Genomic DNA, 19,782 nt, shown 5'->3' on the forward strand with positions numbered 1-19,782 from the left:
TTCTCATCCTGAGAACAACTCGGAGACATTCATGTGGGTACGCCGAATCGGGGGAGAATCCAGCGCTGGAGTATGATCCATATCGCAATAAAAATTATAAGCCATAAGATGGAATTCATAGTGCACCTGATATATTTTAATAATTAATAATATACTAAAATAATATATAATTGTCAACATATTCATTAAAAAATCCATCAAAATGAACTGTTGTGTTTGCGCGCAAAACATTATGCGAAAAAATGTCCAGTAGTCCAGATATGTCGGGGCTACTGGACATTTTTATATCTGTATACCTCATTGAGATGTAAGCAAATTCCTTACAGAAAAATAAATGAAATAACTACATAATAATAACCATCTGGACTATTGAAAGTCCTGCTTTTTCATCGTTATTATTATTGTGATGAATGATAATAGGCGTTTTCATGCATATAGTATGAAAAATGCCGATTATTCCATCAATTGAACGGAAAAGGGGGCCGAGGTGGCGATTCAAGACGGCATTATGGAGGAAAAGGAGACCATGTTTATCAATATGAAGGAAGTGACAGCCACCGGTAAAATGAGAGAATTTTGTTCTACTCTTGAAGAGAGGGCTTCCGGGGGACATGAGATCATATTCGATTTCAAGGGAGTGCAGGACGTGGTTTCCAAGGACGCGGAACAGTTGATGACAACCTGCCTGAAGCTCAAGGAAATGGGGAATGTCATACGATTGAAGGATATGTCGCTTACGGTGAGGAACCAGTTCCTCCTTTCCGCAATTAATTACGCCACTGAAGAAGTCGTGCTCTGATACGTCGATGAATACGGATCAACTATGCCCTATTCCCCACGATACTATACATGAATCCGCGGAATCCTGTGATACTTTCCCTGTTGTTCCAGTTGGAAATCTAAAACGCCGGTCACCTGCATCGAATCGAGGCCGGACAGCGCCGCCCCTGTAGGTTGAATCTCTTTATGATTGACAGGTGTCGGGTTATCGTATACTATCATATTTGACGCCGGTCGGAATCATTGTGCCATTACCATTGAGACAGAGGAGCGGTCATCGGTGCGGGCTATGGCGAAACCATCCTATGAAACATTACAGAAAAAGGCTGCCCGGCTTGAAAAAGAGCTCAACCGGGTCAGGCTTTCGCAGCGCCGGAACGAGGTAGACCAACGTGATCTTGTCGAGAATGTCAATAGCATAATCCTCCGACTGGACACGAAGGGGAAAATCATTTTTATCAATGATTATGCGCTGAAGTTCTTCGGTTACAGCGCTGATGAGATCACCGGGCAGAGCGTTATCGGAACGATAGTGCCGGAAAATGAAAGCACCGGCCGTGATCTGGCCGGAATGATGGAGGATATCTGCGCCCACCCGGAACGATACACAAGCAATGAAAACGAGAACATGAAAAAGGACGGCACCGTCGTGTGGGTGAGCTGGTCCAACAGGGCGCTAACGGACCAGAGCGGCGCGGTGACTGAGATCATCTGTGTCGGCAATGACATAACCAGGCTGAAAAAAGCCGAAGAGGCGGCCCGGGAAAGCGAGGAGAAGTACCGCGCTCTTTACGATTCTTCGATCAATATCATGTATATACATGATTTGAGCGGCAACTTCATCGATGCCAATGAGGCCGGTTTGAAACTTATAGGCTATACCCGCGAAGAGCTTAAAACCCTTACATTCATGGATATATTGCCACCGGACCAGGCGCAAAAAGCATTTGAAAAAACGGCGGAGATCATTGCCGCCGGGCATTCCATCGAAACCGTTGAATACCGGCTTCGCGCAAAAAACGGCGAAGAGAAGTACCTGGAGGTGTCCGCGTCGCCGCTCTATCACCATGGAGAGCCCTATGGCATTCTTGGCATAGCGCACGACACCACCTCGACCAAGATGGCCGCGGCGGCCATACGCGAAAGCGAGGAGAAGTTCTCGACGGCCTTCAGCAAGAGCCCGCTCCTGACCGCCATCAATACCATCGAGGACAACCGGTTCATTGATGTCAATGACCGCTTTCTTGAAGTGACCGGCTTTCAACGCGATGAAGTGATAGGAAAGACGATCGCGGAAATAAATCTTTCTCCCAATATTGAAGAACAGCAAGCCATAGCCGCAGAGGTCCTGGAAACCGGCAGCGTCCGGGATAAGAAACTGCGTATCAGGACAAAATCGGGCGATCTGCGCTGGGGCCTCTTTACCGGCGAAATCATCAGCCTGGGACAAAAAAAATACTTACTCACGATGATGAACGACGTCACCGAACGCAACATGGCCGAGGAGGAATTGAAGAAAAACGAGGCGGTGCTGCGAAGCATGCTGGAGGCGGTGCCGGTCGGCGTCGGCCTCCTGGTCGACCGGAAATTCAGCAAGGTGAATCCATCACTCTGCTCCATAACCGGATTTTCCGATAGCGAGATGATCGGGAAGGATACGCGCATGCTCTACCCCGATGACGATGAATACGCCAGGGTGGGCCGGGAATTGTACGGCCAGATGGAGCGTGAGGGCCTGGGAATGCAGGAGGCCCGTCTCAGGAGGAAGGATGGGAGCTTGATAGACGTGCTGCTCTGCCTGAGTCCCTTCGATCCGAATGACATGAGCGTCGGGGTGGCGGCGACGGTCCTCGACATAACGGAGCGGAAATTTGCCCAGACCGAGAATGAATCCATTTCCCGCATCTCACGGCTTTTTCTTTTAAATGAAAAAATGTCCGATATCTTCGACGGCATAACGTCGATTCTCGGCAACCAGTTCGGCTTTCCTGCAATCGGAATTGCCCGGTATGACGCCACGGCGGACGAGGTTGAATACCTGGGATCGGTGGGGATCCCCTGGGACCGTGACGGCAGGCCCCGCTTTCCAGCCTCTGAGACCCTGACCGGCAGGGTCATAAAAACGGGACAGGCCTTTGTCTCTATGGATGTCAGCGACCAGAGGGAAAACCTGGCGCCGATTCTCAGGACGATGGGCGTTAAAACCTTCATCTGCGAGCCGGTTGTTATCGGTGATACCGTCTTCGGCGCCATTGCCCTGGGCGACAGGCGCATCAGGCCGGAGGCGGCGCGCATCGCCCGCACGATCCGGATCATCGCCGATTACCTGTCCCGGGAGCTGTCGCGGCGTCAGATTGAGGATACGCTCAGGGAATCTGAAGAGCTGACCGTGAACCTCATGGCGAGCGTTAATGAGGGGATCGTTATCTTTAACCGCGACTTCCGTGTACTTCTCTGGAACAGGTTCATGGAAGAGCTGTCAGGCATCCCGGCGGAAAATGTCATCGGCAGGACGCCCCCTGATCTTTCCCCCTATATCAAGAACAGGGCCATGCTCGATGATATGAGGCGGGCCCTGGCCGGCGAGTCATTCAGGTCCGGGGACCTTGAATTTGAATTCGCCCGTTCCGGGCGCAAGGGATGGATGATCGGACAGTTCACGCCCCTCAGGAATTCGCAGCAGGAAGTTATCGGCATCATCGTTTCGATCCGCGACATTACCCGGCGCAGGATGGCCGAATTGAGCCTGGGGCGCACGCAGGAAGATCTAAGGGAAACGCTGGACGCCACCACGGACGGCATCTGGACATGGAATGCTAAAGGCAATGAGTATTATTTCAGTCCGCGATTCTATACCATGCTCGGCTATAAGCCTGAGGACTTCCCCGCGACCTTCCCCTCTTTCAAGACCCTGATACATCCCGATGACCTTGAACGATCCATCGCGGTCATCAAGAGGTTCTCGCGCACTGAACAGCCGGACATATATGAAAATGAGTTCCGCCTGAAGACCAGGGACGGCTCATACCGGTGGATCTATTCGCGGGCCCGGGTCGTCGAGCGCGATCAGGAAGGACGGGCCCTGCGGCTGATCGGCAACCACGAGGATATCACGGACCGTAAAATAGCGGAAGAGCGCCTGAGGGGACAGCTTGCCGTAAACATGGCGCTCTCCGGCCTCTCGGGATCCATTATCTCGCAATCATACACCATAACGGACATCGCGATCATCGTCCTCGAATACGCCAAATTGCTGACCGATAGCGACGACGGATATGTTTCTGAAATATCCAAGGATACCGGCGATAATATCATCCTTTCGACTACAATTAAACTGCCCGACGACCATGCGATGAAAGCGAAGAAGGACCATGGCGGCCAGTCCAACGGCGGCGACAGGCATTATGGAGGGCTCTGGGGCCACTCGCTGAACACGCGCCAGGCCTTTTTTACGAACAGTCCTTCGGATCATCCATCCTGGGCGGTCCCGCCCGCGGGCCATCCTTCCATCAAGCGCTTCCTGTCGGTCCCGGTCCTTTTTTACAGCGAGCTGGTCGGGCAGATAGCCCTGGCCAACGCCGCCCGTGATTATAACGATAACGACATCATAACGGTGCGCCGCCTCGGGTCCCTGTTCGCCATGGCCATAAACCGCATTCGCAACGAGAACAGGCTGATGCAGTCCCTCCATGAGAAGGAGGTGCTCATCAAGGAGCTCCACCACAGGGTCAAGAACAACATGCAGGTCATATCCAGCCTCCTGGGCCTGCAATCGCGGAAGGTGGATGATGAAAAATACCGCAAGTATTTCGAGGAGAGCCAGAACCGCATCCATGCCATGGCCATGGTCCATGAAAAGCTGTACCGGGCGGACGACATGGCGCGCGTCAATTTCGCGGAATACATCAACGAGCTGGCGCGGCACCTCTTCTATTCATACAACATCAACCGCCAGACGGTGCGCCTGACGATTGATGTGCGGGATATTTTCCTGGGCATCGACATGGCCGTTCCCTGCGCCATGATCATCAACGAGCTTGTGACAAACGCGATCAAGCACGCGTTCCCCGGCGGCCGAAGCGGTGAGCTGTCTGTGGCGCTGGTCAATACCGAAGACGGGAAATACCACCTGACCGTCAGCGATAACGGAGTGGGGCTGCCGGAGGGAGTGGATATCAACGCGATGAATACCCTGGGCCTCCAGATCGTCCATTCCCTGACCAAGCAGGTCAGGGGGGTCCTCACGCTGGACGGCACGCGCGGCACCAGGATCGACATTATATTTTGACGCCGGGCGCGTCCCGGACGGCAGGAGCGGATGAAAAAGCCGAAGATACTCATCATTGAGGATGATCCCGTCACCGTGATGTACCTGCAGGAGATGCTCGAGTTCCGCAAGTACCGGGTCGTCGGCTCGGCGCCGGACGGGCCGGGGGCCATTGCCCTGGCGCACAGCGAGCAGCCGGACCTCATCCTGATGGACGTGATCCTGGAGGGGGCCATGGACGGGATCGATGCCGCCATGGAGATACAGTCCCGCCTGGACATCCCCGTGGTGTACCTGACTGCGAGCACCGACGAGAAGAACCTCAGGCGCGCCCAGGAGACCGATCCCTACGGGTATCTCATCAAGCCGCTCAAGGATTACGATCTTTATTCCGCCATCGAGACGGCCCTCACGCGGCACCGCCTGGAGGGGAAGATCAAGGAGAGCGAGGCCTTCGTGTCGAGCCTCATGAATTCTGTGCCGGTCCCGGTCATCGTCGTGGACCTTGACCAGACGATCCGGTATGTCAACCGGGCCTTCGAGTCCCTGACGGGATTCGAATCGGCCGAGGTGGTCGGATCCGCGCCGCCCTATCCCTGGCGGCATGAGAGGGTCGCCGGGGCTGATACTGCCGGCGAGGCCGGTCCCCTGCGGGACAACGAGGAGAATCACCGGAAGAAGAACGGGGAGAAGATCACGGTGGTCGTCTCGTCGGTGCCGGTGCACCGCGGCGACGAGCTGCTGTACCATCTCGTCAGCTGGGAGGACGTGACCCTGCGCCGGAAGCTGGAGGAGCAGATCCTGGACATCAGCGAGCGGGAGCGGATCAGCATCGGCCGGGACCTCCATGACGGCATCGGCCAGGAGATCACCGCCGTGGGGTATCTCCTCGGCGTGCTGGTGAAAAAGATCAAGCTGGGACGGCTCCCCGGCGACGAGGAAACGAACGCGGTCGTAAAGCAGCTCGACCACGTGAAGACCCACGTGCGGCTCATGGCGAAGGGACTGTCGCCGGTGATCGTGGAGCGGAACGGCATCGCCATCGCCATCGGCGAATTGTGCCGGAGCGCCGAGGGGATTTACAGCATCCGCTGCGAGGCGGACTGCGACGACATCGTCATCCGGGACGCATCGAAGGCGACCCATATCTATTATATCGTGCAGGAGTCGCTGAACAACGCCGTCAAGCACGGCAAGTCGAAGAATATCAAGGTCATGCTGAAGCGCCGGGGCGCCGGCATTTTTTTTTCCATCGTGGACGATGGGATCGGCCTTCCGGACGAGACCGCCCGGAAGGAGGGCCTGGGGCTCACCTTCATGAAGTACCGCGCAGATATCATCGGGGGCGTTCTTAACGTGAACAGGAGAAAACCGTCCGGGACGATCATTACCTGCGTCATTAACAGGATCGATTGAAAAACCTCGATATGGATGGGCCGGTCGATATATATTAGAGTTGTTGCAAAACGAACTATTTTAAAGGGGTCTAAGGGGCGTAGCCCCTTAAAAGCCCCCCGCAGGGGGTCCCCTGCGAGCGCGAGACGCAGTTTCGCAACAAGTCTATTCATTATAACAGAACGGGACAAAGGGGGGACATGTAGATAAGATCAAGGTATTCATAGTCGATGACCATGAGATCGTGCGATTGGGGCTGGTGCAGTACCTGAACAGCCATGACCAGCTTCTTGTATGCGGCCAGGCCGGGGACGCCAACTCCGCCATCGCGGCCATCAATGAATGCATGCCCGATATCGCCGTGGTCGACATCAGCCTCGAGGGCGTCAGCGGCATAGACCTGATCAAGGCCATCAAGAGCCGCTACCGCCAGGTGGCGGTCATGGCGCTGTCGATGCACGCCGAAAAGGAGGTCGTGAGACGGGCCCTTCAGGCCGGCGCAGGCGGGTACGTGCTCAAGAGCGAGCCGGTGGACCAGGTGGTGGAAGCGATTGAAAAGATCATAGCCGGCAAAAGCTATATTAGCGAATCCCTCCGGGAATCCCTCATGGACATCGTATCGATGAAGGAAGAGGGGCCGGAAGAGCTGTTGACCCAGCTGACGGACCGGGAGCTGGATATCTTCAAGCTTATCGGCGAGGGACTCGACAGAAGGGAGATAGCCCAGAGAATGGGAATCAGCACCTCAACCATCGGAACATACCGGGACCGGATTAAAAACAAGCTCAACATGAAAAGCTCCGGGGAGTTGATACGCTTCGCGGTCAAGTGGACTTCAAAGGGTGAGGATGAAAATCTGACAAAAAAGTAATATATGTATAAAATAGACAAATTTTAATAATCACATCCATAGAACTGCATTTCTAAAACAGCATAATCCTTACATATTGTTATCCGAATGTAAGGGAATGCCCTGCAAGAAGAATCATCATTTTAACTACAATTATATCATTACAATGATTATTGTGCATTTGGCCAAAAGCCGGTACATTTCAACCATAAAGAAACCGGGTGTCAGAGTAACGGTTCCCTTTTTCCTTAAGTGATCCGGTTTGATGAAGAGAAAACGTCGTAACGGGCAGATTCGTGATATTCGGGTAAATGTTCCAGGATATCCATTAATCAATAGCAAGTTCAAGTATGATGGGAGGCATCGATATGAAATGGTTCAATAATTTAAAAGTCGGGAAGAAGGTATTCCTGTCCAGCTTTATATTCCTGGTGATTATTTTCATCATATCCATTATGAGCATCATATCACTGAGAATGTTCAACAATAATTTTATCGGATTTTACAACGATCGTTTCATGCCGGTGACGCAGCTCAATACTATTCTGCAGGATTTTTTACACATACGGGTAAATATGGGGATTTCTCAGACGGCCGCCGAAGACAACGACTGGAATCTTGTCAGAAGCAAAGTTGAGGAAACAAAAAAATATGGCGAGGACTATCAGAATCTCTGGAAGAAGTATATGAGCACCTCCATGGATTCCGAAGAGAAAGCTCTCGCAGCAGATTTTGAAAAGATCGTTGAGCCGATTCGGGCCGCCCGGGCCGAATACCAGAAGGCCCTCGATGCGCGGGATTTGAAAAGAAGCAAGGCTTATCTCGATAAATGGATGGAGGGATATACCGCTCTTGAAGCCCATACCGTGAAAATGATCAAGTACCAGGAGAACTATGGCAAACAGATGATGAATGACCAAAACGGCTCTTATAACACCCAGCTCGTTGTCAGCATTATTGTTCTTGCCATCGCGATCGGCCTGGGCATCGTCGTTACGATGCTACTTTCCCGCGCCGTGTCCGTGCCGGTCGCCAAGGGCCTCGGGTTTGCGCAGCAGCTCGCCGACGGCGATCTCACCACGAGGATCGACCTCGACCAGGAAGATGAGCTGGGCCGCCTCGCCAAGGCGTTGAACAGCGCCGCCGACAGTCTCGAAAATCTCATATCCAATGTCATCGTTTCCTCGCAGAACCTGTCCCAGGCGGTGGAGCAGATCGCCAGCGGCAACCAGAACCTGTCGCAACGCACCAGCGAGCAGGCTTCGAGCCTCGAGGAAATAGCCTCCACGATCGAAGAGGCCACGGCCACCATCAACCAGAACGCGGATAACGCCGGAAGGGCCCGGGATCTCACGGAGACGGGTTCGGTCAAGTCCGTTGAAGGTAACAAGATAGCCGTCGAGGCGGTGTCATCCATCACGGATATGAATGAATCGAGCAAGAAGGTCGCCGATATCATAGCGGTGATCAACGAGATCGCCTTCCAGACGAACCTCCTGGCGCTGAACGCGGCAGTCGAGGCCGCCCGGGCAGGAGAGCAGGGCCGCGGCTTCGCGGTGGTCGCCGGCGAGGTGCGGAACCTGGCCCAGCGGTCCGGCAACGCCGCCAAGGAGATCGAAACCCTCATCAAGGACACGGTCAGCAAGGTTGACAAGAGCACCGAGCTGGTGAACAAGACGGGGAGCGCCCTGAACGAGATCGCCGAGGCGGCCAAGACGTCGGTCCAGATCATCACCGAGATCGCTGCCGCGAGCATGGAGCAGAAGCAGGGGATCAACCAGATCAACAACGCCATTACCGAGATGGATACCATGACCCAGCAGAACGCGTCCCTGGTGGAAGAAACCGCGTCCGCCAGCGAAGAGATGGCGAACCAGGCAGCGGAGCTCCTGGACATGGTGCAGCGCTTCAAGATCAGCGATGAGATAAAGAACGGCGCCTACAGCCAGAAGCACCGTGAGCTGCACCTGAAGGCCGCGGCCAAGACTCCCGGGGCGGAGCCAAAAAAAGAAAAGAAAGACGGCAACGGCCGGATGAAATCGACTGAACCGAAAATCGCAAAAAAAGCCGAAGGCGGTTCAATGAACGATATCCTCAAGCAGGAGGGATTCGAAGAGTTCTGATACTTTATTACCTCGTCTCTCACTAACCGCATATCCCACATACTTAAGGGAGAACTCACCGTTCTCCCTTTTTTTCTATTGCTCTGACACCGGGACACCAGGCTATTGCCAGGCATAACTATTATTGTATGCGTGTATTTAGGGGAATCTCCTTACAAAAAAAGAAGTAATAAGCCTTTCATTGATATAATGGGAACAATTATATCCGATTTCTTTGTTCCATGGTACTTTTGGTATTAGTGTAAAATAAGATTTTTAGAAAATAATGTATTACTAACATAGGGGGCATTTCATGAAATTCAATGATATTGGCATAAGAATGAAGCTTGGTATTGGATTTGGCCTTGTTCTTTTCCTTCTCTCCATGATCAGCGTCTGGTCCTTTGTTCAGATGAATAACATCAAAAATTCCATCACCCGCAATCAGGTTAAGCAGGATTTGAGGGATTTAATGAAAGAAAAGGAGATCAATCACCTGGATTGGGCGGCGCAGGTCTCTAAGGGGATCCTGGCCGGAAAAAGCGATGCAATAGAGGCTCAAACAGACGGCCATAAATGCAAGCTCGGAGAATGGTACTATAGTGAGGCCCGGAAGCGCGTTGAGCGGGAGATGCCGGAGCTTAAGACCGAGCTTGCCAAAATGGAGGAACCCCACCTCGCTCTTCACAGAGAGGTCATTAATGTCAAAGAATCGCTGCGAAACGGTGAGGGGGGCAGGCAAGCCGCCAACAGGATATACAATGAAGAAATCATAACTCACTTAAAGAATGTTCGGTCCAGTTTGACTGCCATCAGTGCAAAAGTAATGGATGAAGTCGTCCAGAGTGAAAAGAGCATCTTCGCCTCTATCAGGACCGGAATGGTTCTCGTGGCTGGTCTCTTTGTGCTCTCCCTGGTGATCGGCGTCACCGTATCGATGCTGATATCCGGGAGCATCACCAGGCCGGTCCGCCTCAGCCTCGATTTTGCCGGCACCATGGCCGAGGGCGACCTGACTAAGAGAATCAATCTCAACCAGAAGGACGAGATAGGCCAGATGGTCGCCGCCCTGAACAGGGCCGCGGCGAACCTCGACGAAATGTTCTACAATGTTTCCACGGGGTCGCAGAACCTGGCCCAGGCGATTGAACAGATAGCCACCGGCAACCAGACCCTGTCCCAGCGCACGGCTGAACAGGCCTCCTCCCTGGAAGAGATCGCGTCCACCATAGAAGAGGCCACGGCGACCATTAACCAGAACGCCGATAACGCCGTGAAGGCCCAGGAATTGACCGAAGCGGGAGCGGGGAAATCCAAGGATGGGAACAGGGTGGCCCTTGAAGCCGTCAATTCCATCATCGAGATGAACGCGTCCAGCAAAAAGATCGCCGACATCATAGCGGTGATCAACGAGATCGCCTTCCAGACGAACCTCCTGGCGCTGAACGCGGCAGTCGAGGCCGCCCGGGCCGGAGAGCAGGGCCGCGGCTTTGCCGTGGTCGCCGGCGAGGTGCGGAACCTGGCCCAGCGGTCAGGCAACGCGGCCAAGGAGATCGAATCTCTCATCAACGACACTGTTTCCAAGGTAGGGAAGAGCACCGAGCTGGTCAAGGATACGGGCGGCGCCCTGAACGATATCGCCGAAGCGGCCACGACCACCGCGCAGATAATTTCGGAAATCGCCGCTGCGAGCATGGAACAGAAGCAGGGTATCGGCCAGATCAACAGCGCCATATCGGAAATGGACAGCATGACCCAGCAGAACGCGGCCCTGGTTGAAGAGACCGCATCGTCCAGTGAAGAGATGTCGAACCAGGCCCAGGAGTTTCTGGCCATGGTGCAGAAGTTTAAAATCACCAAGAGGACCGTTGACGTTGCGGGGAAACCGGCGAGACAGAATCATTCGGCCGGGGCCTATGAAGCTGCAAAAAAGAAGGACAAGGGAAACGGCAACGGCCGGATAAAAGCAGCGAATCCTAATGCCTTGAGCAATGCGGATGGCGGTTCAATGACCGATATCCTCAAGCAGGAGGGATTCGAAGAGTTCTGATATTTATTATCGCGCCTTACTATCCTGAAGATCCTCCAAATCAAGGGAGAGCCACCGGCCTCCCTTTTTTTTATACGGCGGTGCCAGTGATATGGAGAGGCGTCCCGGGAAAACCAGCGGTCAGACGTTCTCTTTCTCGCGGTCCTGTGATTTTTTCATCTTGCGGTAGGTGTAGCCGGCGTACAGGGCCGTGGTCAGGAGCAGGGGGATGTCTTCAAGATAGCCGGCCGGGAATATCACGTCGGGAATGATGTCAATGGGCGATATTAGATAAACGATGGCCAGGCCGAGGAGGACCATCGAAAAGATGAATTTTTTCCTGGCTCCTTCAAGGGTTTTATCTTCAATTTGTTTCATGATAATTTCCTGAATAATAAGTATTAAACTTGTTGCGTAATTTAATAATCAACGATATGAGCCCCCGCCGCCTTCGGCGGCGGGGGCTCATATGATTAATTATAATTAATTATGCAACAAGGCTATTATGTATTATCATTTACAGGATACAGAAAAATTGCGGATTTTTCAAGCATAATTTTACTTGCAATAATTCTCCTTGTTTATCAATTCTACATTTCATCTCTTTTTTCATTCAGGGAGGGTACGAATGAAGGACCTTGTAATTATCGGCGCCGGCCCTGCCGGACTCACGGCCGCGATCTACGGAATCAGGTCAGGCCTGGACCTGGCGGTCATCGAGAAGCTTTCTCCCGGCGGCCAGGTGATGAACACCTACGAAGTTGAGAACTATCCAGGCTTCGAGGAGCCTGTGGCCGGATGGGAGCTCATGTCGCGGATGGAAAACCAGGCCCGGCGTCTCGGGGCGGAGATCGTGAGCGGTGACGTCGCTTCCTTCTCGCGGGACGCGGACACCGGCGTTTTCAGGGTCACCCTGAGCGATGCCGGCGTGATCGAAGGCAAGACCGTGATCGCTGCGTCCGGCGCATCCTACCGCAGGCTCGGCGTGCCCGGTGAGGAGCAGTACCTCGGTCATGGCGTGTCGTTCTGCGCCACCTGTGACGGGGCCTTCTACAAGGAGCGGGTCTGCGCTGTAATCGGCGGGGGAAACACGGCCCTCGAAGAGGCGCATTTTTTGACGCGTTTCGCCAGCAAGGTATACCTCGTCCACCGGAGAGACAGGTTCAGGGGCGTCAAGATTTTACAGGACAGGGTTCTGGCCAGCGGTAAAATCGAACCGGTCCTGGATACCGTGGTGGAATCGATCAATGGCGCGACAAAAGTCGAGAGCCTGGCGATAAAGAACGTGAAAACCGGCGGGCAATCAACGCTGGCTGTCGACGGCGTTTTTGTTTTCATAGGTTTCGACGCCAATACCGGGTACCTCCCGAAAGAGGTTCTTGACGAAAGCCGCGGTGTCAAAACGGACATCAACATGAAAACTTCGATCCCGGGACTTTTTGCCGCCGGCGATCTCAGGAGCGGGTCAAAGCGACAGATCGTCATGGCGGCGGCGGACGGGGCCACGGCGGCCCTGGAGGCCTACGAGTATATTTTAGGTTTGACATAATTTGAGATTATGACTGTAATGCCGGACGGTTTCATATAAAACATCTTGATGAAGTCATCAGATGTAATCAGTATTAATACAAAGGAGTTTTGCTATTATGAAAAAAATTATGGCTCTCACCATCGCATCCGTGTTCGCCTTTATCAGTTTCGGATGTAAGCCGGCGGGTAAATACGGCGACCTGAAAGAATACCTGAATGATGTCATCAAGGCCAACGAGAATTACATTTCCGCCCTTGAGAAAGCGAACAGCGCCAAAGAGGTGGCGGAGGCGATCACCGAGCTTGGCAACAAGATGGAAAAGCTCTCCAAGAAGGGCGATGAGATCGAGAAGAAGTATCCCGAGCTGAAGACAATGGACAAGAAGAACCCTCCGAAGGAGCTGAAAGAGGAGTTCGACAAGCTCGAGCAGATGGCCCAGAAGCTTCTCACCGTGTCGATGAAGATGATGAAATACATGATGGATCCGGAAGTCATGAAGGCGTCCCAGGAGATGGCGAAAAAGATGGGCAAGACCCCAGTGTCAAAATAACGGCACGTCATCAAACCATTTTGCGACAAAAACCCCGCGGTACGCCTCGGGGTTTTTTATTGGAAATTCTTCAGATAGAATTTTTCTATGGCGCCCCACAGGAGGTCGCGGAGCTGCCGTATGCGTATTTCGTCGACCCGCATGTAATCATAGCTGAAATAGGTGTCATTGAGAAAAAGGGAGCGCGACAGTGACAGGCGTATCATGGGGATCGGGCCGGTCCCGTAATGCCTGTGTATATAGCCGGACGACGGCTCATCGGCCATGGTGAATTTCTCGGCGATGGTTCCCTCGACGCCGGAAAATGATTTTTTCAGGTGCTCCATCAGGCTCGCCGCGATCTCCGGCTTGCAGGTTGATACGGATTGTTCCTTATCGCTTATGATGCGCTCCAGCAGTATGAGGGGCCGCGGCTTTCCCGGGTCACGGGAGACGGCGGGGCCCACGGCCAGCATGGTATGGCAGTCCAGTACCAGCCTGAGGCCGCCCGTTTCCATGATCTTCCGGATCGCTTCGTGAAAGGGGAACCAGTAACGATGCAGCACGTTGGCAATAGCTATCTCGTCGGGGAACATGGTGTCCCTGAAGACAGGTTTTCCGTGGAGCGTTGATTTTTTAATGACGCCGTCCTGGACCGGCGGCAGGGACTTGTACTGACGGTCCAGGTCGACGAAGAGCCGCGAGATGTCGGTGTCAATGGTGCCGGCAACCCGGTCTTCGAAGGAGAAGATGTCATTGGCGCAGGTGTCCGCCTGTATCAGCAGGTCGAACTTGCTCACCGCTTCATAGCCGGAAAATTCCTCCGGAACCCTGCACCCTCCGTGGGGGATGATGATCAATATGGGAAGATGGGTTTTTTTCTTCAAGGATTTCTTCGCGAACTGATATTGCATTATGCTACTATGCCCGCGCCCTTGTTGTCAAGACAATATAGGCGCAGGCCCTGCGGGCGTAAACCGGGCTGTCGATAAAAATATGGTTGAAATTAATCATCTGATCGGCAATGATTACTGCAGTGTCACTGTGGAAATCCACCATCATGAGGAGCAGCCATGAAAAATATCACACTCCTGGCCCTTGTTGTTCTTGTCAGTATCCCCACGATGTTATCCGCAAAAGAGCAGAAGATCACCCTGGTGCATACCAACGATTTGCATTCCCATCTTCTCGGCTTTTATCCCAATATCGATTACACGCCCCAGGCCAACGACGACAATACAAAAGGCGGGTGGGCGCGGATCATGACCGTGATAAAAAACACCCGGGCCGAGCGGAGCAATCCGGTGCTGGCCGTCGATGCCGGCGATTATCTCATGGGGTCGCTTTTCCATATGATCAGCCGCGACCGGGCCCTTGAGCTAAGGCTTTTGAAAGATATGGGGTACGATGTCGTGACGCTGGGCAACCATGAGTTTGACCTCAAGCCGGCGGGCCTGGCGAGGATCCTCAATTCAGCGAAAAAATATGGCGGGCTCCCACCCATTGTCTCATCCAATGTTGTTTTTAGCGAAAAGGATGAGCGGGACAATACCCTCGAAGAGGTGTTCAAGGCCGGGATCGTGAAGCCCTACACGGTTCTCAATGCCGGCGGAGTTAAGATAGGATTTTTCGGTCTCATGGGCAAGGACGCGGCTGAAGTGGCTCCTTTCTCGAAGCCGGTTACGTTCGGCGATCCCAAGGAAACCGCCAAGAAGATGGTTGCTCTGCTGCGCGACAAGGAAAAGGTAGATCTCGTGGTCTGCCTCTCCCATAGCGGGATTAATCTTGAAAACTTGTCGAAATCGGAGGATGTGCGGCTGGCCCGCGATGTGCCGGGCATCGATATCATCATCAGCGGTCACACCCATACGCCGGTGAAAGAACCGATCCGCGAGGGGAAGACCATTATCGTGCAGGCCTGGTGCTATGGCCTCTGGGTCGGCATCATGGATATCACCGTCAAGGACGGCGCGGTGGCCCTCGGGGGATACCGCATTGTCGAGATCGATGACAAGATTGCGGGTGATAATGCCATAACCACCGTAATAAACGGATTTAAAAACGAAATCACCGGAACGGTGCTGGCTCCGGTCAGGCTTGCTTTTGACACGGTCATCGCCTATCATGATTTTGACCTGAACATCGCCGAGGAGGAATCGAACCTGGGAAACCTTATCGCCGACGCGAGCCTCTGGTATGTGAACAGGTTCGCCTATGATCCGCGGGATCCCGAAACGAAAGTCGTCGTGGCGGTGGACTCCAACGGACTTATCAGGGACCCGGTGGTAAAGGGGAAAACGGGAAAGATCGCCGTCTGCGATCTCTTTAACGCCCTTCCCCTCGGCATAGGCAAGGACGACACCATGGGCTATCCGATGACCGCCGTATATCTTTACGGATCAGAGTTGAAGAAGGCACTGGAAATCCTTACCAGCATCAACCCCTTAAAAGGGTATGATTATTTTCTCCAGATATCGGGGCTTAAATTCACCTACAATCCTCGAAGGATGATCTTTGACCGGGTCACATCCATCCAGATAGGAAATGACGAGGGGGGATACAGGCCTCTTGATTACTCTGACTCCAATAAAAAGCTCTACCGTGTGACCGCCAATATGTATAATGCCGCTTTTCTGGAAATAGTCGGTAATTTTACGATGAATATCCTCAAAATCGTTCCCAAGGACCGGAACGGCAAGCCCTTTGATGACCTTGCGAAAGCTCTTGTCGATGCCGATCCGAAAAAACCCGGCATCCAGGAGGTGAAACAATGGGTGGGCCTCATGGAGTATGTGCGCAGTTTCAAGGACACCAATGGCGACGGTATTCCGGAAATACCGGACAAGTATAAGGGCAAGCTGGGAAGAGCCGTGGCGGAACCGAGTCTGAACCCTGTCTCATTGCTTAAAGGCGGCACCTATATGACCTGGATCGGCGCCGCCCTTTGCGCGGTCGTTATTGGTGTTATTGCGCTGGTTGCGGTGGTTGTGGTGAAGAAGGTACGGAAGAAACAGTGATTGGCGCGGTGCCAGAGTAACTTATAGTGAAGAATGAAACAAAGGGGTCAGAGTAGATTTTACGGTCAAAAGTTGCTCTGACCCCCGGTATTATGGAAATCAGTTCCCCCCTGGATTGCCCGCAAGTCCCAGCTCACTTGCTATTTCCCTCAATCCCATAATCGAATCCTTAATAAGTTCCGAAAGCTCAATCCCCAGCATCGATGCTCCTTTTTCGATCACGGCCCTGTTAACGCCGGCGGCAAAGCCCTTGTCCTTCCATTTCTTTTTTACCGACGAAGCCTCCAGGTCCATGAGGCTCCGGGATGGACGGACCAGCGCAGCGGCTATGATAAGCCCGCTCAATTCATCCACCGCATAAAGGGTCTTTTCCATCAGAGATTGCGGCTCTATGTCGGTGAACATGCCCCATCCATGACTTGCGACTGCCCGGATATGTTCTTCAGGCCAGCCTTTTTCGCGGAGAATCGATTGGCTCATGGCGCAGTGCTTCTCCGGGAACCGCTCGTAGTCCAGATCATGAACAAGTCCCACAATCCCCCATGTATCCGCATCCTCGCCATGTTTTTTGGCCAGGTATCGCATAATTGCTTCAACAGCCAGGGCATGTTTTATCAGGTTGTCGGTTTTATTGTATTCGTGCAGCAATGATAGCGCTTCTTCACGGGTTGGTTTTTGTGCTGTCATGACTTGTCTCCCTATGGAAATTACCGGGTCAGAGTAAATATCTTCGTTACTCATATTCCTCTATTTTTCTTTCTGCAAGTCACTATTTTTTTGCTCTGACCCTCATTTTTTTATCTTTTGGGGGTTAGTACCCCCATAGCTTGCTGCTGGGAGAGTCACTATTTTTAAAGAAAAAATGTCATGATATACTGGTTAATAATAGGTAGCAGTCGTAAATTAGGGGGTCATGGGCCATCCCGCTCGTCCGCCTCGTATAAGCAGAGCCAAATGCGACTTCCTGTCGCGGCTCTGCACTCGGCCCTCCTGGCCAGCGCACCATGTTGACTCGGCGGAATCGGCGACATCCATGTCGCCTGCTCGCCGGGATGGCTCCATGCCCCCCCCCTAAAATTATACTGCTACCTTAATAATATCCATAAATTGCTTGGATTTTTTATTTGCTTTAACTCTCCAATTCATGTATATTATCCGGAATGCAAATTTATGCGCTATTATCAGGGTCAGGGTAAAATTAATAAAAGGGATTTTTGCAAGGTGGGTATTATGAAGCGGCTATTTTTCTTGTTGATAGTATCCTTTTTTACAGTTATGGATGCCTTATCAGCATCGGACTGGCCGGTATATAAAGGCAATATATTCTATACCGGAAATAATGATGAGATCACCGTAAAGAACAATAACCTGAAATGGCTCTTCCAGGCCTCTGACATGGTTTATAATCCTATCATTTCTGACGGGATGGTCTTTTTTGTTGATGTTAAAAAGAATATTTACTGCCTCGATGAGGATTCCGGAAAACTTAATTGGAAGATAAACCTGACAACCCTGTCCGCCCAATTTAATCCAAACCAAAAATCGGCTGGAAAAGTTAAATACCCTCTTGTAAAAGGACATCGGCTTATTCTCACCGATAATTTTACCATCTATTGTCTTGATAAGAGGTCCGGCACCGTACTCTGGGCGCGGACCGGTATGCGGGATGAGAAGGATCTCTTTACCAGGGATAGCTCTTATAATAAGAAAATATCCCGATGGCAACCCGGCGACAATAAGGATTGGGATCCGTCCAAGCACTCAACGACCCTTGTCGATGGCATTTACTCTGACCCCGTTATTAATAACGAGATGATTTACTACGGCACCCGCAATGTCTTCATGTCCCGTGAGATCCTCCAGGGCCACCTGAAATGGGATAACCGGAATGTGAAATCCTACAGCGGCTATCCTTCGTTTTATGATGATTATATATTCACACAATCCATGGACTATTTAAAAAACACCTTCACCCTCTATTGCCTTAACGCTGAAACCGGCGCTGTCGTCTGGTCTCAGCCTGTGGCCAAGCCGGTGCGTATCTTTTCCCCCGTTGTGTACCAGCAAAAGGTCTATCTCGCATCCGGCAATGTCGTCCATTGCTTCAACCTGGCCGATGGGGCAAAGATGTGGGAAAAAAGCTACGGGGAAACCATCACGTCCAATCCGAGTTTCACCGAGAGGGAGATTCTGTTTACCGCCGATAACCGCCAGGTGGTCATTATCAATCCGGCCGATGGCGGCATCAATGCCACCATCGACCTGGGGGAAAAATCGAGCCCCTACTTCGTGACCATCCGGGACCAGATTTACCTCGCAAGCACCATCAAGAAGAGAGTGGGGGACAGGGACCTGTCCTACGCCAGGCTGCGGGCGCTCCGCTTCGAGCAAAAGAATGCCTTATGGGAATTCGTTCCTCCCTTTCCCGGGGGCGCCTATCAGCCCGCGGCGTCCGGCGGCATCATGTTCCTTCCCGCCGGCAACTATCTGTATGCCGTGGGCACCGATTATTACCCCCGCATTATCGACGGCGGAAGCACGATTTATGATCCCTATAACAAGAAGGAGCCGGATGACAAGGCTTTGCCGGACCATGATGCGAACAAAAAAAAGGAGATTGATAGGCAGATAGACAAGGACAAAGAAAAGGAGAAGGAGCCTAAGCTGGATAAAAAGAGCGACCTGCGGCCCTTGAAAATTACCGTGACGGATGATTCAAAGAACCCCATATCCGCCACTGTCGAGATAAAAAAATGGGACCAGGGCAAAATAGCTTATTCCAGCAGGATCGCCCTGAAGGGCCCGGACCAGGAGATAATGGTCCCTGACTCGGATGATGTGGAAATCACGGCGGATTCCGACGGGTATATCCCGAAGAAGGCCATCGTATCGCGCAAGGACAGGGAAACCTCGATTCAGCTCGATAAGATCGAGAAGGGCAAGGGCATCGTCGTCGATAATATCCATTTCGAGATCAATGAGGCCTATCTCCGGAAGGAGTCGCTCAATATCCTTGACCGGATCATCGACGGCTTGAAGCGGAACAAAAAGATCCGCCTCGAGATCAGGGGACATACCGACAGTACCGGTACGCGGCAGCATAACATGAAGCTTTCCGAGCGAAGGGCCGATGCGGTGAGGGAATACATGATCAAGAACGGCATCAGCCCGGAACGCCTTGCCGCCGTGGGCTTCGGGCCCGACAGGCCCATCGGGGATAATAAAACCGTCAGCGGCAGGCAGAAGAACAGGCGGACTGAATTTTTCATTCTTGATAAGTGA

13 protein-coding genes are annotated in these 19,782 nt (G+C 52.6%); 10 read left to right on the plus strand and 3 right to left on the minus strand.

Annotated elements, in window-relative coordinates; all coding sequences use genetic code 11:
* Positions 1 to 487 precede the first annotated feature (487 nt).
* The 6 genes from KA369_14900 (at position 488) to KA369_14925 (ending at position 11,444) form a co-directional block, all read left to right on the plus strand.
* On the plus strand, positions 488 to 799 hold the full coding sequence (locus KA369_14900; protein MBP7737265.1) for a hypothetical protein: 312 nt from the start codon (positions 488 to 490) through the stop codon (positions 797 to 799).
* A 270-nt stretch (positions 800 to 1,069) separates the two neighbouring features.
* Positions 1,070 to 5,068, plus strand: coding sequence for a PAS domain S-box protein (locus KA369_14905; GenBank protein ID MBP7737266.1), 3,999 nt, complete (start codon positions 1,070 to 1,072; stop codon positions 5,066 to 5,068).
* Between the two features lie 30 nt (positions 5,069 to 5,098).
* Positions 5,099 to 6,463 (plus strand): response regulator, encoded by a 1,365-nt coding sequence (locus tag KA369_14910; protein ID MBP7737267.1) that lies wholly within the window; start codon positions 5,099 to 5,101, stop codon positions 6,461 to 6,463.
* Between the two features lie 223 nt (positions 6,464 to 6,686).
* Positions 6,687 to 7,313 carry a response regulator transcription factor gene (locus KA369_14915; GenBank protein ID MBP7737268.1) on the plus strand — a complete coding sequence of 209 codons (627 nt, stop codon included), beginning with the start codon at positions 6,687 to 6,689 and terminating at the stop codon, positions 7,311 to 7,313.
* Between the two features lie 347 nt (positions 7,314 to 7,660).
* Positions 7,661 to 9,415, plus strand: a complete 1,755-nt coding sequence (locus KA369_14920; protein ID MBP7737269.1) for an MCP four helix bundle domain-containing protein — start codon at positions 7,661 to 7,663, stop codon at positions 9,413 to 9,415.
* A 292-nt stretch (positions 9,416 to 9,707) separates the two neighbouring features.
* On the plus strand, positions 9,708 to 11,444 hold the full coding sequence (locus KA369_14925) for a CZB domain-containing protein (GenBank protein MBP7737270.1): 1,737 nt from the start codon (positions 9,708 to 9,710) through the stop codon (positions 11,442 to 11,444).
* A 120-nt stretch (positions 11,445 to 11,564) separates the two neighbouring features.
* On the opposite strand, the gene KA369_14930 is transcribed toward KA369_14925, so the two are convergent.
* Entirely contained in the window at positions 11,565 to 11,801 is a 237-nt protein-coding gene (locus KA369_14930) for a DUF1232 domain-containing protein (protein MBP7737271.1), read from the minus strand.
* A gap of 250 nt (positions 11,802 to 12,051) precedes the next feature.
* Here KA369_14930 and trxB point away from each other — a divergent pair, with 250 nt between their 5' ends.
* The gene (gene trxB, locus KA369_14935) at positions 12,052 to 12,972 is read left to right on the plus strand and encodes a thioredoxin-disulfide reductase (GenBank protein ID MBP7737272.1); all 921 of its coding nucleotides are present in this window, start codon (positions 12,052 to 12,054) and stop codon (positions 12,970 to 12,972) included.
* A gap of 97 nt (positions 12,973 to 13,069) precedes the next feature.
* On the plus strand, positions 13,070 to 13,504 hold the full coding sequence (locus tag KA369_14940) for a hypothetical protein (GenBank protein MBP7737273.1): 435 nt from the start codon (positions 13,070 to 13,072) through the stop codon (positions 13,502 to 13,504).
* A gap of 56 nt (positions 13,505 to 13,560) precedes the next feature.
* Here KA369_14940 and KA369_14945 read toward each other — a convergent pair whose 3' ends face one another.
* Complete coding sequence (locus KA369_14945) at positions 13,561 to 14,370, minus strand: N-formylglutamate amidohydrolase (protein MBP7737274.1); 810 nt, start codon at positions 14,368 to 14,370, stop codon at positions 13,561 to 13,563.
* 186 nt (positions 14,371 to 14,556) lie between these two features.
* Between KA369_14945 and KA369_14950 the strand changes: the two genes are divergently transcribed.
* Positions 14,557 to 16,500 (plus strand): bifunctional metallophosphatase/5'-nucleotidase, encoded by a 1,944-nt coding sequence (locus KA369_14950; GenBank protein MBP7737275.1) that lies wholly within the window; start codon positions 14,557 to 14,559, stop codon positions 16,498 to 16,500.
* Positions 16,501 to 16,599: 99 nt separating this feature from the next.
* Here KA369_14950 and KA369_14955 read toward each other — a convergent pair whose 3' ends face one another.
* Entirely contained in the window at positions 16,600 to 17,187 is a 588-nt protein-coding gene (locus tag KA369_14955; GenBank protein ID MBP7737276.1) for an HDIG domain-containing protein, read from the minus strand.
* Between the two features lie 543 nt (positions 17,188 to 17,730).
* On the opposite strand from KA369_14955, the gene KA369_14960 reads away from it, so the two are divergent.
* Positions 17,731 to 19,782 (plus strand): PQQ-binding-like beta-propeller repeat protein, encoded by a 2,052-nt coding sequence (locus tag KA369_14960; GenBank protein MBP7737277.1) that lies wholly within the window; start codon positions 17,731 to 17,733, stop codon positions 19,780 to 19,782.

It is taken from the genome of Spirochaetota bacterium (assembly GCA_017999915.1).
GTDB lineage: Bacteria > Spirochaetota > UBA4802 > UBA4802 > UBA5550 > RBG-16-49-21.

Excerpts from the sequence above, each read along its gene's own strand:
- KA369_14905 (MBP7737266.1), top strand. The coding sequence starts at position 1,070 with ATGGCGAAACCATCCTATGAAACATTACAGAAAAAGGCTGCCCGGCTT.
- KA369_14910 (MBP7737267.1), top strand. The coding sequence starts at position 5,099 with ATGAAAAAGCCGAAGATACTCATCATTGAGGATGATCCCGTCACCGTG.
- KA369_14920 (MBP7737269.1), top strand. The coding sequence starts at position 7,661 with ATGAAATGGTTCAATAATTTAAAAGTCGGGAAGAAGGTATTCCTGTCC.
- KA369_14925 (MBP7737270.1), top strand. The coding sequence starts at position 9,708 with ATGAAATTCAATGATATTGGCATAAGAATGAAGCTTGGTATTGGATTT.
- KA369_14930 (MBP7737271.1), bottom strand. The coding sequence starts at position 11,801 with ATGAAACAAATTGAAGATAAAACCCTTGAAGGAGCCAGGAAAAAATTC.
- trxB (MBP7737272.1), top strand. The coding sequence starts at position 12,052 with ATGAAGGACCTTGTAATTATCGGCGCCGGCCCTGCCGGACTCACGGCC.
- KA369_14940 (MBP7737273.1), top strand. The coding sequence starts at position 13,070 with ATGAAAAAAATTATGGCTCTCACCATCGCATCCGTGTTCGCCTTTATC.
- KA369_14950 (MBP7737275.1), top strand. The coding sequence starts at position 14,557 with ATGAAAAATATCACACTCCTGGCCCTTGTTGTTCTTGTCAGTATCCCC.
- KA369_14955 (MBP7737276.1), bottom strand. The coding sequence starts at position 17,187 with ATGACAGCACAAAAACCAACCCGTGAAGAAGCGCTATCATTGCTGCAC.
- KA369_14960 (MBP7737277.1), top strand. The coding sequence starts at position 17,731 with ATGAAGCGGCTATTTTTCTTGTTGATAGTATCCTTTTTTACAGTTATG.